Below are 16,849 nucleotides of genomic sequence, written 5' to 3'. Positions count from 1 at the left end.
TCGCTTCACATAAGTTATATTGTTAAACCAAAAGCCCGAGGACCGACTAGGGCAAGCCCTTTTTCCTCCTTCCAGATATCCGGACCATTCAAAACCGCAATCTCAACTCTTGCTCCATATAAAAGACATTCACTTGTAATAGGTTTAAGAGAGTCTTTTTCAAATAAAGTAATGATGTCGGGTGTTGTAAACACTTTTCCCTTGGAATTACTAACTTGCAGAAACTCATTTTGATAATTTAAGACTAAGATTTCGTGAGGAGATGAAATATGAACGGTACCTCTTAAAAAGCCGTCTTGAACAGATTGTTTGATTGACTCAATGACGCCTTCGCCAATTACTTTTCCCCCAATTTCTTGTAAGAGCTCTCCAAGAGACTTTTTTTCTTTATAAGCCTCCCTTAACTTTTTTCCTATTTGGCATGCGTAGCTAACACTTTTCTTAATGCAAGTTTTTTTAGCTTGAACACCGCTCATTAAATAAATCCCCATAAGAGCCGTTGACCCCATCTCGACAATGATCTTACGCGCCAATCTTTCAAGGGTATCTGCATCTTTTGCTTCAACGCAAACCGTATTCCCTAAAATATCCACTAAAAATGCGGGAGACGCCGATACACCGCGCACATTGCAAGCAGACATTTGAAGCTCCGGAAAAGCTCTGCCGATCGTATCGGCATCGACTATAGGCAGCTTTCTTTTTGATGCGTAGAGAAAGGGTGCAAGCGCGTTAGCCCCTCCAATTTCTGCGGCCATTAGATGAGTGACACGTTTTCCTGTCACTCTTTCCACTTGATCGATAAGACAATCAAGTTCATTTCCTGAAGGCAAAATTTCCAAGTTGACTAAGGGAGCTCCGACAAAAGCGATCGGTAAAACCATCGCCTCTTCTTTAAGGTCCTCTAATGCCACAAGTTCAGGGGGTCCGTAATCTTCAAGGACTTTTTTGGCCATTAAAAGATCATACCCCGGATAGCCTCCTCCACCGGAACCGAGGACTGTTGCGCCAACACTTAAGTCTTTTAAAGTTTGTTCATCGATTTTCATAAAGTCTCCTAAAATTTAAATGGGGCTGAATCTTCTTAATGGAAAAGATACTAGAACTTATAAACCCGAACAGCAGCGCATCTAAAGAAGGGCTTGCCAGGAAAGGTCCTTTGTAAAAAGACAAAAGCCCAATCCCTAAAGCTAAGGGAACAAGCTTTAGTCTAAGTCCTGAGGAATCCGGAGAAATCCCAAGGAAAAAGCTTATAATAATCCCTCCAAGAGAGCCTAAAATCATCCCTATAATTTCAAGTAGCACCGCAACTTCTGTCAAAAAAGGGACCACGGAAAATGCAATCCCGCAAAAACCAAGTCCTAGTAAAGCTACAAGAGGGGATGCTTTAGGCAATAAGCTTTTCAAACTAATAGATGCCGAATAGAGATTGATATTGTTTGTTGTCCATCCGGCCAATAAGACAAAAAAAGATACCCAGATCTTCCAGGACAATAAGTCGCTATGCACTAAAAGCGTTTCCAAAAAATTATCCCCGTGACCTCTTGCTGACAGGTAAGCTCCTGCCACCTCAAGCAAAGGTAAACAAATTCCGAATAAAGCGATCGTTCCTAAAAGGGCGTCTTTTTTACTTGCGGCATCTTTGAAAAAAGTGGGCAGGTCGATAACAGCCGCTAAAGACGCCGCAATCACAAGAGAAATATTTTCAAGGTAAGAAAAATTCAAATCTTGAATTTTGTTTGTGGTAGGAGAGGCCTTTAAGATGGCAAACAAGATTGTGAGTGCAAGAAAAGGAACGCTTGCATTAGCAAAGCTTGAAAGCCCTTTTAACCCTAAAACCCCAAGAAGGGTGATTCCTATACCGAAGATAAAAGAAGCAAGTTTCGCATCGACAAAGGGAAAGATAAAAGAAAAAGCTTCTCCCATCATATTTAGCTGGATCCCAAACCATCCTATCATGGACACGATCATGCTTAAGCCAAAGATGATTTTTCCTTTATCTCCGAAAACAAGAGCTGCCATCTCAGCCGATGAGGCTCTTAAATTGACCGCTCTAAGGGCCGAAAGGATTCCTAGAAATAGTAAGAATAAGTTTCCAATTAATATGCTGAGGTAAGCCGGATATTCGCCTTGTTTTTCAACAAGGGCATGCCCGATGATAAAAATGGGGAGGCAAATAGCCCCCCCTGCTTGTATGGCAGCTAATTTATGCCATTTTATTCCGGCGTCCATTAAAGATCTCCCATTTCGTTTGAGAATAAGTTAGCGTAGATATGCTCAATCGCGCATATTCTCGCATCTTCCATAGTCATTCCTGTTTCTATGGCTTCTTTTTTCAAATGATCCATTTTTTCAATTTCCTTTTCGGTCAACGGGAGTTCGATCCCGGTTACTGTGTATTGTCCATGTTGTGCTGTCGAACAATCAATGAAATGAATGATCGACTTAAAACTTGAGAAGTACTCCTCCACTTTCTTTTGATCCTTCTCAATAGAAGCAGATTCGATCACTATAATCGGCCCCTCGTCTACTTCTGATAGTTTAACAGGGGCGTATTGTCCTTCGTTATCCGGTTTGAAAGCAAGTTTTACATTATAGGATAACAGATTTAGAGGGTCATCTTCTCTCTGCCTTATTTTTAAAAGGATGGGAATTGTTAGTTCCTTTGCCTTTTTGAATAGAACTTTTGTTCCATAATAGAAGGGCACTTCCAATAGCCCCTTTTTTGTTTCTTTAGGATCAGAAACAATTTCCTCTAGCCGATGCGAGGATTTTGAATGAAGGTTTTTTGCCATCTCTTTCACCTCCTCAACCGAATATTTGGAAATTAGAACTCTTGCTTTGGCAATAATTTTTTCAACAAGAGGGCCAATGTAAGATAAAGGAGTAATCTGAAAAAGTTTCATGCTATCTCGATCATGCGCAACTTTATACTGATCGCAAGTCGTCACTTTTATCCTTGCCACAAGGTAGCAAAGAAGGATAAAAGCTATTTTTCGGTCTAGAACCACATCCACTTTCCTGATGCTGCATTTTGCGGCAACCTTCTCCTGGAGCTGACTTTCAATATCTTTTATTTTCCTTAGATCTGCCTCATATTTTTTTCTAAGTGAAGTAATTTGAGTTCGTTTCTCTTTGCCAACACTTTTTAAAGCATCAAGCTCCTTTAGATAACCTGCTTGGGCCCCATCCATTTCTTTCTTGGCTTTCTTTTTGAGCTTTTCAATTTTCTCTTTCTTTAGCCTGATAGAAGAAATGCTTTTCTTAAGTGATTTTCGAGCATTTGATAGATTTGATTTAGGCAAATCCTTATAGAAGCTTGATAAAGTGATAGCTCTAATTTGACAGGCTTGATCACCGACACCCGCGTCAAGTGATTTCAAATTTCCGGACTTAAATGCTTTCAGACCTTCTAAACTATGCTGAATGATAGCTTCAGCATGTTCAAGTTCCTTAATATTTTTTGTATCCTCGGCCAGAAGGGATGTTAACAGCCCCGGGCTTAAGGAGCCGCTTAAAGTCATTGTTTGTTGCATATAAAACCTATAATTATATTAATAAATAGCTAAATATCAAAGGTTTACGAATTTAATAAAGACAAATAAATTCTTTAAAAAACCCAAAAGCTAAACCTTTTAGAAGATGGTTTAATTTAGAAGAAAAGCAGTCTTTGCTATTCCCTAAAGCACTTTAAAAAAAATAAACGGGGATTAATAAAAACGGCGGAAGCGCCAATAAGAAAGGAAGCCTTGAAAAGAAGAGAGCAAATGGGAATGGTGATTTAAATTTTTGAATGAGGACGGGGGCAGGTTAGACTGCATTTCCTTAATTAAAGGAATTTGAAGATGTTTCATGATTAAAAAACCTTAATTTAAAAATTTTAACTCATAAGTCCTTGCTGTCTTTTAAAGACAAAAAGCAAAGCACAATATTTTAAAACTCCAAAAGAAAACTTTTAGAGAGAAGAAATTCAAAGAAATCGCAAGCTTGCTATTCTTTTCAGATAGGTTGAAAAGTAAAAAATGGATTAATAAAAGCGGCGGAAGCGCCAATAGGAAAAGAAACTTTGGAGGGAAAACATGAAAGCGGGAGATATTTCATCGGAATACAATTTTCCTGGAACCGGCAATGAGAGCCGCACGTCCTCAAGAAGTGGAATGGATTGATGTTTCATAAAATAACCTTAAAGTAAAATATTTAGACTTAGTATGTTACCTAATTTTAAAGGCTTGATAAAATTATATTTTTTAAGTTAATTAAAGTAAATATTAATTTCCAGTATATTCATTTATCCCCTTAGGAATGTATCTTAACACAATATTATCTATTTAATTAGGCTTTTAGTATTCCCATTTAATTAAATAATGTTATAATAAACATGTAAGGTTTGATATCCAGGTTGTTCTTAAGGAAGTAGTGCCTGGAACTTAAGATAATAGTTTTTTCCTATTTATGGGAATAGCTTGATACTTTTGATCCGGCACTACTTTCTTAAGATTAACTTGGGTGGTAGGTAGCGTTTACAAGAGAATTTAATCTTACCGATTATAAGTAGGTTAAAATTACCTCTTTAAGCGCTACATACCCTTCAAGATATTCTTAAGGAAGTAGTGCCTGGAACTTAAGATAATAGTTTTTTCCTATTTATGGGAATAGCTTGATACTTTTGATCCGGCACTACTTTCTTAAGATTAACTTGGGTGGTAGGTAGCGTTTACAAGAGAATTTAATCTTACGAAGTATAAGTAGGTTAAAATCCTTCTTTGAGCGCTACATACCCTTCAAGATATTCTTAAGGAAGTAGTGCCTGGAACTTAAGATAATAGTTTTTTCCTATTTATGGGAATAGCTTGATACTTTTGATCCGGCACTACTTTCTTAAGATTAACTTGGGTGGTAGGTAGCGTTTACAAGAGAATTTAATCTTACCGATTATAAGTAGGTTAAAATTACCTCTTTAAGCGCTACATACCCTTCAAGATAATCTTATTTGAAGAAGTCAAATCAAGTAAGATTCTTCTTAAGGGAGTAGTGCTGGTTAGCAAAAAATTATAACTTCAGAAATGGGTTATAATAAAAATTAAGCTACAGCACTACTTTTTTAAGAAGAATCGGAGGCTTTAATGTCCATTTCAGATAATCCGCTCAAAGGGTCAGAAGCCGACCAAAAGTCCCCCCTTTATACCAAGCATGAAATTTCTGTTGTCAAAAGAGAAGAATTCAATAAATACGCAACTGCTTTAAACGGTGATTTACAAGGAAGAGTTGTAACTGTTGACGGTGAAACCATGCCGGTTGCTCAAGCAATTAATAATATGTATGAAGCTTATATTAAACTGGCTTGCAATACCAAGCTTTCCAAAGAAGAAAAGAACCTAATGGCGGACCGCTTGACTAAAGCTTCTGAAAGCGGCAATATCTCTTTATTAAAAACACAAAGCAAACTCTATCGAGTTGGACTCTACAATTGGCTAAACAAGGAAATGGTTAAATTAAGGCTTATTTCCGGAACCGAAACCCCTGATGCAAAAGCTAAATTTGGAGAGGATGAACCTGAAGATGAAAATGCTTTAATTAAAGGAGCTGTTAGCGACCGCGATGAGGAGATCCATCCGGATGCCGTTATCACACATGACGAAGAGCTTGGGGATAAAGAAGCTTTTATAAAGGGAAAGGTCCATTTTGAAGAAGATGAGACTCCCTCTCCTGGAATGATTACCCATGACGATGAGGATTCTTCTGAAATAACTTTAAAAAAACAGAAGCCTAAAGCTGAAGTTCGATTTAACGAAGATATCGATTCAAAAGACGACGATTCCGGAACCCCCAAGGCGACTATTCATATTGAATGATATAGAAGTTGAATTTACGTTTATCATCCGGCAACTGCCGGATTTTTTTTGCCCCTGTTTTTATGCAAAATTTTTTTATGCAAAATCAAATTACATAGTGTATCTAATTTAAATTTTGAAATAATTCATTAAAAAGAATATAATATTTAAAGATATCGTAAAAACTCAACTAAAGGAGGCATAACGTGTCGCGATTTCATTCTACAGCCACGCAAAACTTTTCCAAAGCCCGCCCCCTCCTTCTTCTCCTTGCCCTCCTGGGCTAATAATATAAAAAATAATCAATCTTTTTCTTTTTGATACCCTTTTCAAGGGTAATGCTATATTATTATTGGATAAATTTTTTTACATTGTGGAAATTTCATGAGTACAGAAGAATCGGGGTGGAAATCCCAGACAGGCTATATATTTTCCTTGATCGGTTCGGCCGTTGGATTTGCAAATATCTTAAGTTTTAGTGCCCAAGCTTACAAAAATGGAGGGGGAGCTTTTTTAATTCCCTATTTCTTCGCCTTGCTTTTAATCGGTATACCCTTCTTATTACTAGAAGGATTAGTAGGCAGCCGCTTTAAGACGACACTTGTTGGGGCTTACGGTAAATTATTAGGCGAGAAGGGAAAAGTCCTCGGATGGATTTCAATTTTTACCTGCCTGACTATAGGGGGCTTTTATACTGTTCTTACCGGTTATGCAGCAGCCTATACTTTTTTTGCCGCATCCAATTCCTTCCCGGAAGATACAAAATCCTTCTTCCTTCATAATTTTTTAAAGATATCCCCAAGCCTTGCCGAATTTGGTGACTTTTCTTATCTTGCTTTCTTTGCAGCTCTTTTTGTCATGACACTGACCTTTTTTGTGATGATTAAAAATATACAGCAAGGAGTTGAGAGGATCTCGACTTTCTTTATGCCGGCTCTCGCTCTTATTATGTTTCTCTTTGCCGTTTGGACTTTTTTTCTTCCTAATGGGGTGCAAGGGTGGCTTTTTTATTTGACCCCTGATTTCCAAAAATTAAAGGACGTTAGCCTCTGGAAAGATATTTTCGGTCAGCTTTTTTTCAGTCTTTCTTTAGGTCTTGGTATTATTGTCGGTTACTCCAGACATACTAAAAAGAAAATCAATTTGATTAAATCCATGATTTATGTTGCCTTAGGGGATTTTTTAGTATCTTTTGTAGCCGGAGGCGCCATTTTCGGGATCCTTTCCCATGTCGCTACGGTAAAGGGCGTGAGCTTCGATTCTATCTTAAGAAGCGATTCTACTTTTGAAATCGGTTTTATCCTTTTCCCTGAAATTTTGAAGACCTTTGGATCTACTTTATCAGTTATTATTGGAAGCCTGTTCTTTTCTTCTGTATTCATTGCCGGTATCACAGGTGTTTTTTCCATCATTGAAAGCATCGCCGGAAATATTGAAGTGGAGTTTAAAGTAACAAGAAAAAGAGCGGTTTTCGTGACCCTTATTCTTACAGGAATTTTAAGTCTTTTCTTTTCTATGGGAAATGCAAATCACTTAATCGACGCTCTAGCCCCTATGGTACTTGGCACAAATATGCTGATTTCAGAGCTCTTGCTCGTGATCACTTTTTTCACTCTTTCAAAGGAGTTAAAAGAAGATATTATCTGGTCTAACTCCTATTCCTGCTTTGGGCCTTTCTTTAAGAGGATTCTGCTTTACGGCAGCCCGATACTTCTTTCTATCATCTTGGTATTTAGTGTTTTTTCCGAGATAAAGGCTTTTGATATGGCTTTAGGCGTTCGTTTGATCTGGGGACTTGTTTTAGTTTTAGCCTCCTTTTTGATTACAAAGCTCTCCCATTCTCGCTCACAAGTTATATCAAGTATTTAAATATTAAGGACCTCGTTATACGAGGTCCTTACCTTGGGACTCAAAAATAATTTCTTTTTAAGGGATTTAAGTTATGGTGAAAAAAAGCAAACCAAAGTTTAAGTTTTTTTAAAAGAAACTAATGATTCCTCCATTTAAAAATGAAAAGAAAGTGGCTTGGTTTTCAGAAGAGCCGCCCCTTGAAATTACCGGCTTCTTAATTGAGAAACCGAGTGATCTTGAGAGTCTTGAAAAAGAAAAGGCCTCCTTTATTGCGCTTGCAGCGGATCCTCTATTTATAAAAAACTATGAAGAAGCTCTAAAAAAAATAGACCTTCCTTTAATCGTTCTTTTTAGTGAAAAAACTTCAGTTAAAGAGCTTTTTCAAGTCCAGGAAGATTTTAGAAGATCGGTCTCGTTTGAAAGGCCTCTAAAACCCAAAGTTCTTCAAAAGTACCTAGAAGCTTTAATAAAAGACCCTCTTTTAAGCAACCAAGCACATATATCCGAGAACCTTTTCGAAAGGTATAAGAAAAGCATTCCGGAAAAATTACTTATCATTGAAGAGGGCCTTAAAAAATTAGAAAATGATTTTGATCAAACCGTCGCTAAAGAACTTCAGAGTGAATTCCATAAAGGGGCCGGGTGCTCTGGATCTTTTGGTTACATGAAAGCCGGAAAGATTCTATCTCAGATGGAAAGGAAATGGGTTATATTTCTTCAAAGCGGCGAGCAAAACGAAAAGGAGAGAGAGAAAATATTAAAATTTTTAAGAAACAAATTCCATGAGCTTAAAGGAGCTTACCAATATCAGAACTAGTACGATAAGGGGCTAGATTTTGGATGATCGGGAAAAAATCCCCCGGCTTGCATTTTCCATAGCTTTGCGTAAAGTCCATTCTTTTTTAATAAAGTATCATGAGAGCCTTCTTCAACGATTTTTCCTTTATTAAACACCAAAATTCTATCCATAAGAAGAAGCGTGGATAACCTGTGCGCAATGACAAGTGTCGTCCTATTTTTCATTAAACTTCTTAAACTTTTTTGAATGGATAACTCAGTCACAGAATCTAACGCTGAAGTCGCTTCATCTAATATTAAAATAGGAGCATCGGCAAGAATGGCTCTTGCTATGGCGATTCTTTGACGCTCACCCCCTGATAATCTTGTTCCCCTTTCGCCTACAATGGTATTATAGCCATGCGGCATAGCCTCAATAAATTCATTACTAAAACTTAATGCAGCTGCGTTATAGACCTCCTCTTCCTTAGCTCCTATTTTGCTATACTCTATATTTTCATATATGGATCTATGGAAAAGAACCGGATCTTGGGGAATCAATGCAATCTGTTGTCTTAATGATTTCAAGCTTGTTTTGGCAATATCTTGACCGTCAATTAAAATCCGGCCTGAGTTTAGAGGATAAAACCTTAAGATCAAATTGACAAAAGTTGATTTCCCGGCTCCTGAATAGCCGACAAGCCCCACTTTTTCACCACTCTTAATATGAACTTGCTTATTTTGAAAAAGGGAATTTTGGTTATACTGAAAAAAAACCTTATCGAAAATGATCTCTCCGGCGCTTATTTTGATGTCGGGCGCATCCTTTTTTTCATTTAAATCGGAAGGGTCATTCATGACTTTTAAAGCTTGGTTCGCAATGCCAATTGATTGGAAAAAAGAGGGGATCGTCAAGCCGGCATACCAAGCCATCTGCATGATATTCCAAGTGATATTAAAAATAAAAACCACTTCCCCTGTAGTTAAATGACCATATAACCAATCTTTTATCATCATCCAATTAATTAGGACGCCTGCCCCTAAAAAAGTAAAAATCCCAAGAAAAATACGCATGGTTTCTATTCGATTTTTTACATTCTTATTGGTTTCTTCCTCTATTTTCTGGTCTTTTAACAAGGTTTTATTTTCTTCGGAGAATCGATAAAACAAATTAACCGATACATTGTTTGTGAAACTATCTACGATTCGTCCCATTAGGTGGCTTCTTGCTTCGCCGTGAGCATCTTCAAGCTCTGTCAGTCTCATGGAGAATAAAATGCAAGTGCCCATATGGATGGACACCCATGAAACAAGAATGAAGGAATAATAGGGACTTACTTTTAAAAGAAGAAGGGCAGCTAATATAAGGGCTGCAAAAACAGGAAGAAAGAGAGTAAAAATTTGTGTTAATAAAACCGAGGTGTTTGTCACCATATCAGTGATTTTATTAGCTAGGCTTCCGGCTAAATGAGTGGAAAAGTATTTTGGAGAATGTCTTTGAATATGATCAAACATCTCCATACGAACGCTAGCTTCAAATTTTGGAATCGCCTTTGTTAACGCAAAACCCTGACACCGGTAGGATAATTCAACAATAAGCCATAGAAGCGCTCCCATTAATACAGGTGTTTTCAAAGCCTGCCAAGCATAGGTTCTATCGGCATCATAACTTGTCAGGACATCAATGACTTGCTCTAAAATGTATGGAAAAAAAGCATGATCAATTGACCAGCCGAGAGAAACAAGGGCTATAAAAGCAAACAACGCGCCTTGTTTTCTAATGTGCTGCCAGATGAATTGTAAAAGGGTTATTTTTTTGAATTTATCAGTCAAGGTTCACCGGAATCAAAATTAAAAATCTTTTGGACCTATAGCAATACAAGAAATCTCAATTTCAGCATCTTTTGGCAGTTTTGCAACTTCAACGGTTTGCCTTGCCGGGAACACCGGCCCTTTAAAATGATTAAGGTATTCTTCATTTAACAAGAGAAACTTTGAAAGGTCTGTCATAAAAATTTCAACTCGGACCACATCTCCAAGTTCAAGATGCGCTTCATGAAGAATGGCTTGAATATTTTTTAGACACATTCTTGTCGCCTCTTGGATATTTCCTTGAACCAATTTACCGGTTTTCGGATCAACTGGAATTTGCCCTGAAACAAAAACCATTTTCTTAGAGCCATTAAAAGCCTCTATCCCTTGCGAGTAAGGGCCAAGAGCTTGAGGGGCTAATTCTGTTTTTATTGGGGTATGGGTCATAGTTGTTCTCTTGTAGCAGATTTTAAGTCTATTAATTCAAAAAATTAAAATCAAATCCATAAAAGCATCAATCAGTTAAACCCCTGAATGCCCCATAATCTCGCTTGATGCTTCATTAGACTTCTTTCGAAACTCGCTTTGATTGGAAGAATGGGCTGGTTTTGTGCAAATTTTTTGATAAATTGAAAGCATAGGATAACCTATGTGTGAAAAATTTAAAAAAAACAGATGCCAAAAACAGCTATTTGAAATTCTAGTGCGCTTGGCCTAACGGATTAGGGGCGATTTTCTTTCTGCTGTTGGATTAAGAGATGATAAGCAATGTCGCATGACCCGTGAGAGAAATATTAACCGCGGCTATTGTCTCTGCTCTCTATTTTTCAATGGAAATCTTGCTAGAACAAGATTAATTTTAAAGCACGATGGAAATTATTCCAAATAGGTTAAGTGAAACTCGTTAAAACCGAACGCCTACATGAGATTGTATTTATCATTACGCCTGCGTCCGTTGCAAGAATTTGAAAAAATTAAATTAATTGCAGATCCAAAGACAAACGCAACAAGACAACACCTGGTTGTGTTGGATATTTGCAAGCTGTTTTAAGAAAAAGAATAGAAACCAGACTTTTAGTCAAAATAGTAAGCATGTTTCCAAGAAAAATACATGCAGTTACTAAAGAAGGTTTCTTAATTGAAACTATTGATTTTTATTATCTCATTTTCAATTAAAAAGGGGTTTTAGCTCTAGCACAAGCTGAATTAGACAACCGATCTGACGCATCTAACGCCTTGCCAAGGGAGGAACGCTTGGCTTCGGCATTAGGTTAGCGCCATCTCAATTGTCTAATTCAACTTGCGCTAGGATTTAGGAGACAGGCTGGGTTTAAAAGACAATATCTCCGCCGAGTACAAGTATGCTTTTGTAGTGTAAATTCCTGTAGTTCGTTTTAACCATAACAAAAGGTCTTACGAGGAAAGTTTTTGAAAACTTTAGAGTAACTTCCAAAGGGATAAATCTATTTTCACTAAAGCGCTTTTCACTAAAATCGTAAAAGACCTCATTTGAGGGCCTATAATCTTGCAAAATTCCTTTTTCGCTGATTGGAAAAATAAAGGTTTGCCTTGCCCTAAACCTCTCTTCAATGTACGAGACATGTTCTTTTTTTCTAATCTCTAACCGATTGCGAAGCTGAAGCGATACATTTTTATTAATTTCTATAAAGGGAATGACATCCAAATCTAATCGATACTCATCATGATAATTAGGTTCACCGATCCCTCTTGAAGTAATAAAAACCCCATTGACACCTGCAGTTAGCCATTTGGAAAACTTATACTGATTTCTTTCCCTGACTTGATAATGATACCCTTTATCTATAAGGTCTCTAAAGCGGATTTCCCCTTGAATGTCAAAAGTCCAATTCCCTTTCTTAAGAAATGGGGCTGTGACTCTTTGCCAGTACTCTGCAGCTTCTCCCTTAAGTTTGAAAAGCGAGAGAATTATTAGAGAATAAACTAAAAATTTTAACATCTTTGCAAAAAGCGATTCCTAAGGTGACTTTTCTAATCCTTATAAGGTTTGGATTTTACTTGTTCAAATTCAAAATCAAACTGGGCAGGTCCTGGCCTTGATAGAGGTTTATAGTTGACGTTGACTTGCAAAGAGTGTTTGTTCGTTGTGATTTTATATCCCTTATCGTTTCTTTTAATTTTTAGAATCGGTTCTCCATCAGGAATAGACTCGCTTAACCGATCATCGGATAAAATTTGTCTGATTTCATCTCTTGTCTGGTAAAAAGGAGGGAGAACAGATACGAGAGGGAGAGCAAGCAAAGATAGGTAAGTTGATAAGATAATTGACAGTTTCATAACACCCCTTATGCCCTTATGTTAAAAAGTTATTACTCCAATCCATAACAAATTAAGAAAAAAAGGGAAAGCTTGAGCCTTAAGAGTCTTAAGGAATAACAAAGATCATTAACCTTAAAAATGATACGGGCTCTATGGAAATAATATCCTTGAAATGGCATACTTATCACTCTTACAATCAATATCAAAGTAACAATACTAAGTTCTTAGAAAACGAGAATTTCATGAAAGAGCGTGTTTTAGCCAAAGATTTACTTGAACATACCAATAAACGCTGTCTACTTAAAGGCTGGCTTCATACTATAAGACCTTTTGGAAAGATCAATTTTCTTATTTTAAGGGATAGAAGCGGTCTTTCTCAAATTGTCATTGAAGATAAATCGATTTTTGAACTTATTTCAAGCCTTCAGCCGGGGTCTATTCTTCAGGTTGAAGGAGATGTGATTGCCGCTCCAAAAGCAGATTTGGGTGTTGAAATAGTCAACCCTAGAATAGAGGTCCTCACCCCGATCAAGGAAATACCCCCGATCGAATATTACAAGCCTGAAATTCCCTCCGACCTAGATTTTATTTTAGATAATCGCACAATCTCGCTCCGTAACAGGAAAATCCAAGCTGTTTTTAAGATACAAGCAGAACTTGCCCACGCTTACCGAATCTTTATGCATGATACCGTTATGGCAACGGAGTATTTTGCGCCGAACATTATTGGAGCCTCATCAGAAGGCGGCGCAGAATTTTTTAATGTGGATTATTTTGGCTATACAGCCACTTTAGCCCAAAGCAGCCAGCTTTATAAGCAGATAATGGTTGGTGTCAATGAACGGGTGTTTGCAATAATGCCTTTCTTTAGAGCCGAAAATTCTAACACATCCCGTCATCTTGCTGAAGGAAAGCAGTTCGAGTTTGAAATGGGGTTTTTTAACCACTGGCACGATATTTTGGATATTCAAGAGGCTTGCATTAAGTATATTGTGGCCTATCTTCATAAGGTTTGTAAAACTGAAATTGAGCTTCTCGGGGGAAATATTGTAAAAGCCCCGATGAATATCCCTTTTCCAAGGATCACGTTTAAAGAAGCGCAGCAAATCTATTTTGAAAGAACAGGGGTCGATGAAAGGGAGGAGCCCGATTTAAGCCCGGCAGCTGAAAAAGAACTTTGTAAATATGCTCTGGAAAATTTTGGGACTGATCTTATTTTTGTAATTGACTGGAAGCTTGCCAAAAGACCTTTTTACGCAAGCCCAAACAAAGAAGACCCTGAGCTTTCCAATACCTTCGATTTACTTTGCGCCGGAACTGAAATTACCTCGGGCGGCGAAAGACGGAACACCTATGAATCCATGCTTGAAGGACTCAAGCTTAAAAATATGGATCCATCCAATTTTGAAGATTACTTAAGTATTTTTAAATATGGAATGCCGCCTCACGGTGGATTTGGCATGGGGCTTGAAAGGTTAACCATGACTTTGCTTCGTTTAAATAACATCCGTGAAGCCTCGCTTTTTCCCTCGGATCCAAAAAGAATTGCAGGTCAGCGCCTTAAAGCAAAGATCTTTTATGGCCAGGAAACCTTACGCAATGAAATTATCCGTCTCTTAAGAAACGGGGATATTGAATTTAAACATTTGACCCATGAGAGCACACCCACCTCGGAAGACTCAGCGAGAGTTCGCGGCACTCGTCTTGAAGAAGGGATCAAATCCATTATTCTAAAAGGCAAAAGCACTAAGAAAAATTATCAGGTTAATCTGCCTTCCCATCTAAAATTAGATATGAAAGCTGTGAGCGTAGAACTTGGTGAAAAATGTGAATTTGAGTCACCGGAAGTAATTAAAGAGCGCTTTGGCTTAGAAATCGGAGGGATTCCCCCCTTCGGCACGCTTCTTAACTTAGAGACGATTTATGATGAAAGCATAGAGTCTAATTCGAAAGCTGCGTTTAATTGCGGTCTTCTAACAGAATCCATTATCATGAATTCCAAAGATCTATTAAAAACAGTTCAACCAAAAATGGCAAAAATATCGAAAGAATAGACTTTTTTCGAAACTTGCTTTGAATGGAATCAAGTCTAATAGCGGATTTTCCATTAAACCTGTTGAAAATTTAAAAAAATATCATAACATTTAAATTGAACAGGCCCCTTTCGTCTGATAGGTTGATGGAATATGCGTATTGTACTTTTTCAAGGGAAATCAAGGTATAACCTCCTTTCTTTTTGGACAGATGAGCTATATAAAGCTTTTAAGAAGCTAAATGTAGATGTCGTAAAAGTGAATTTAATAGATCAATCCTCTTATCAAGCCGATTTGGCGATCGCTCTTTCCAAACCGGCTGATTTATTTTTTTCTTTCAACGGCATTGGAGGTGAACTTGAAAAAGACTCCTTTTTTACAAGGCTGATGACCCCTTTTTGGCAATTTTTTTGCGACCATCCGTTTCATCATGTCAATCGATTGAATATCCAATCCCCTTATCTTATCCCTTCTTTTACAGGAAAAGAACACATCGAGGCTTTTAATGCCCTTTATTTAAACCGTCTCTCTCTAGAAATCCCTCATGCGGGTTCCTCTTTAGATAGCATTCCAGGGGTTCATAAAAAAAGATCCCTTCCCCTAGTTCTTTTCGGCTCCTATACGCCCCCTGAAGAGATTGAGGAAAAATGGAAAGGTTACTTGCCTTCCCATCGGCAATTATTAAAAGAGCAGGTGGCAAAAGGGTTGGAAACCCAAGTCTATGACCCCTTTAAGCTTTTAGTTGAGGCCTTTAAAGACAACCAAATTTATCTCGATTCCCAACACTTGCTTAAACTAAAACTAATCTACGTTGAACTGGAAAGCTATTTTAGAAATTACTTCCGAAAAAAACTATTGAATCATTTTGAAAAGATGGATCTTTCCATCCATCTTTTTGGAGATGGCTTTGAAAAATTGGAAACGAGCCTCCATATAAAGCATAACGCCTTGTCTTATGAGGCTATGGTTGGAACTTTATCTGATTGCCAAATAGTTCTTGGCACCTGTCCCGTTTTTCCAAAGGCGTCTCATGAAAGGCCCTTGACAGCTATGATTCAAGGAGCTCTTGCAGCCACAGAAAAAAATCAATTTTTTGACAATGCCTTTAATAAAGATGAACTGCTTCTATACACTTGGCAAAACCTGAATGAACTTGGAGACTCTGTTAAAGAGCTTTTAGGCAACGAGAAAAAAAGATTGGAAATAGCTGAAAGAGGGCAGAAAAAAACGGTTTCTCACTATAGCTTTAATCAACTTGCTGAAACAATTGTCGCAAGAGCCCCCTATCTTCTTAATGTCACCCGCATATGAGCAACTTAATGCGGGTACAAGCTGATATGAGCTTTTGTCTTGTTAATGACGACTTGACAAGCCCCCCCTATTGGAAAAGTAAAAATAGGAAGGCATCCGCCAAAATCTAAATTAGCCGCAACCGGAATGCTTTTAAGCTCGCTTTTTGATTCGATCAGATTTTTTAATAAATCATGGGTTATTTCGGATTCTTTAGAAAAACGTCCTATAAGAATCGCTTCAACAAACTTAAATTCTAATTGCTGGGTCAACGTTTCAAAATGCCTTTCAAAAAGAGCTTTGGAAACTTCTTTTCTCTCATCGATAAAAAGGATGGCATTTCTAAAACTTGGCATGAAAGGGGTTCCTACAAGAGCGAGGAGACTTGATAAGTTCCCGCCTAAAATAATCCCTTCAGCCCTTCCCTCCTGCAACGGCCAAACTTCTTCTTTTAGATGTTTGGAGGGAAGACAAGAATAAGCGCCCTCCTGCATAAGGGCAGCTTCAAATGAGTTAAGAAGGTACGAATCATTTGTATCGACGAGTCCAAAATCTTCAAAATCCGGCCCATAATAAGTGATAAGCCCTGTTTTTTTATAAAGGACATTTTGAAGCACTGTGCTATCAGAGCCTCCGCAAAAAATTTTTGGGGATTTAATGACTAAATTATAATCAATCCCAAGAATCAATTGATTTGCGCTATAACCTCCGCAAAAAGATAAAATGGCTTTAATTTCAGGATCTCTAAACGCCTCATGAAAATCATGGAGACGATTCTTTAAAGGAGCTGAGCCAAAAGGGCCTTCTTCGAAGGCATTTTTACCGAAAGTTACCTTTAAGCCCAAACTATTAAGCCTTTTTTCGGCAAGCCTTAGGCTATTTTTTGACACAAGATTTCCGGAAAAAGAAGGAGCTATAATCCGGATAGTATCGCCTGCACTTAATTTTTTCGCTAACACG

Annotated in this window: 13 protein-coding genes; 5 read left to right on the top strand and 8 right to left on the bottom strand. The window is 37.7% G+C overall.

All coding sequences use genetic code 11. The features are described 5' to 3' along the window. Positions 1-14 precede the first annotated feature (14 nt). The 3 genes from CSEC_RS01320 to CSEC_RS01310 are packed head-to-tail and all read right to left on the bottom strand — an operon-like array spanning position 15 to position 3,533. Positions 15-1,046: a DUF917 domain-containing protein gene (locus CSEC_RS01320; protein WP_041016593.1), complete on the bottom strand. Its 1,032-nt coding sequence runs from the start codon at positions 1,044-1,046 to the stop codon at positions 15-17. After that, entirely contained in the window at positions 1,033-2,229 is a 1,197-nt protein-coding gene (locus CSEC_RS01315; protein ID WP_041016592.1) for a purine-cytosine permease family protein, read from the bottom strand. The genes CSEC_RS01320 and CSEC_RS01315 overlap by 14 nt, the downstream gene beginning before the upstream one ends. Further along, positions 2,229-3,533 carry a hypothetical protein gene (locus CSEC_RS01310; RefSeq protein WP_041016591.1) on the bottom strand — a complete coding sequence of 435 codons (1,305 nt, stop codon included), beginning with the start codon at positions 3,531-3,533 and terminating at the stop codon, positions 2,229-2,231. Before CSEC_RS01310 ends, CSEC_RS01315 begins: the two co-directional genes overlap by 1 nt. Before the next feature lie 1,587 nt (positions 3,534-5,120). Between CSEC_RS01310 and CSEC_RS01305 the strand changes: the two genes are divergently transcribed. From CSEC_RS01305 to CSEC_RS01295, 3 genes are all read left to right on the top strand, one after another. Beyond that, positions 5,121-5,849: a hypothetical protein gene (locus CSEC_RS01305; RefSeq protein WP_041016590.1), complete on the top strand. Its 729-nt coding sequence runs from the start codon at positions 5,121-5,123 to the stop codon at positions 5,847-5,849. A gap of 363 nt (positions 5,850-6,212) precedes the next feature. Further along, positions 6,213-7,697 (top strand): sodium-dependent transporter, encoded by a 1,485-nt coding sequence (locus tag CSEC_RS01300; RefSeq protein ID WP_053331669.1) that lies wholly within the window; start codon positions 6,213-6,215, stop codon positions 7,695-7,697. Positions 7,698-7,818: 121 nt separating this feature from the next. After that, complete coding sequence (locus CSEC_RS01295) at positions 7,819-8,496, top strand: Hpt domain-containing protein (protein WP_041016589.1); 678 nt, start codon at positions 7,819-7,821, stop codon at positions 8,494-8,496. Here the strand turns inward: CSEC_RS01295 and CSEC_RS01290 are convergent. The 4 genes from CSEC_RS01290 to CSEC_RS01275 form a co-directional block, all read right to left on the bottom strand. Further along, positions 8,493-10,289, bottom strand: a complete 1,797-nt coding sequence (locus CSEC_RS01290; RefSeq protein ID WP_041016588.1) for an ABC transporter ATP-binding protein — start codon at positions 10,287-10,289, stop codon at positions 8,493-8,495. The genes CSEC_RS01295 and CSEC_RS01290 overlap by 4 nt on opposite strands. A gap of 18 nt (positions 10,290-10,307) precedes the next feature. After that, a complete protein-coding gene (locus tag CSEC_RS01285) occupies positions 10,308-10,715 on the bottom strand; it encodes a Rid family detoxifying hydrolase (RefSeq protein WP_041016587.1) in 408 nt (135 codons plus the stop codon). Between the two features lie 883 nt (positions 10,716-11,598). Beyond that, the gene (locus CSEC_RS01280) at positions 11,599-12,246 is read right to left on the bottom strand and encodes a DUF2490 domain-containing protein (protein ID WP_041016586.1); all 648 of its coding nucleotides are present in this window, start codon (positions 12,244-12,246) and stop codon (positions 11,599-11,601) included. Between the two features lie 32 nt (positions 12,247-12,278). Continuing rightward, entirely contained in the window at positions 12,279-12,584 is a 306-nt protein-coding gene (locus tag CSEC_RS01275) for a hypothetical protein (protein WP_041016585.1), read from the bottom strand. Between the two features lie 224 nt (positions 12,585-12,808). Here CSEC_RS01275 and aspS point away from each other — a divergent pair, with 224 nt between their 5' ends. Both aspS and CSEC_RS01265 read left to right on the top strand, forming a co-directional pair. Beyond that, the gene (aspS, locus tag CSEC_RS01270; RefSeq protein WP_041016584.1) at positions 12,809-14,620 is read left to right on the top strand and encodes an aspartate--tRNA(Asn) ligase; all 1,812 of its coding nucleotides are present in this window, start codon (positions 12,809-12,811) and stop codon (positions 14,618-14,620) included. A gap of 132 nt (positions 14,621-14,752) precedes the next feature. After that, positions 14,753-15,910 carry a glycosyltransferase family protein gene (locus CSEC_RS01265; protein ID WP_041016583.1) on the top strand — a complete coding sequence of 386 codons (1,158 nt, stop codon included), beginning with the start codon at positions 14,753-14,755 and terminating at the stop codon, positions 15,908-15,910. A gap of 5 nt (positions 15,911-15,915) precedes the next feature. Here CSEC_RS01265 and CSEC_RS01260 read toward each other — a convergent pair whose 3' ends face one another. After that, positions 15,916-16,848 (bottom strand): S66 family peptidase, encoded by a 933-nt coding sequence (locus CSEC_RS01260; RefSeq protein WP_041016582.1) that lies wholly within the window; start codon positions 16,846-16,848, stop codon positions 15,916-15,918. Position 16,849 lies beyond the last annotated feature (1 nt).

The sequence above is a fragment of the Criblamydia sequanensis CRIB-18 genome (assembly GCF_000750955.1).
Classification (GTDB): domain Bacteria; phylum Chlamydiota; class Chlamydiia; order Chlamydiales; family Criblamydiaceae; genus Criblamydia; species Criblamydia sequanensis.
The sequence above is the reverse complement of the archived record's forward strand: the minus strand, read 5'-3'. Positions and strand labels throughout refer to the sequence as shown.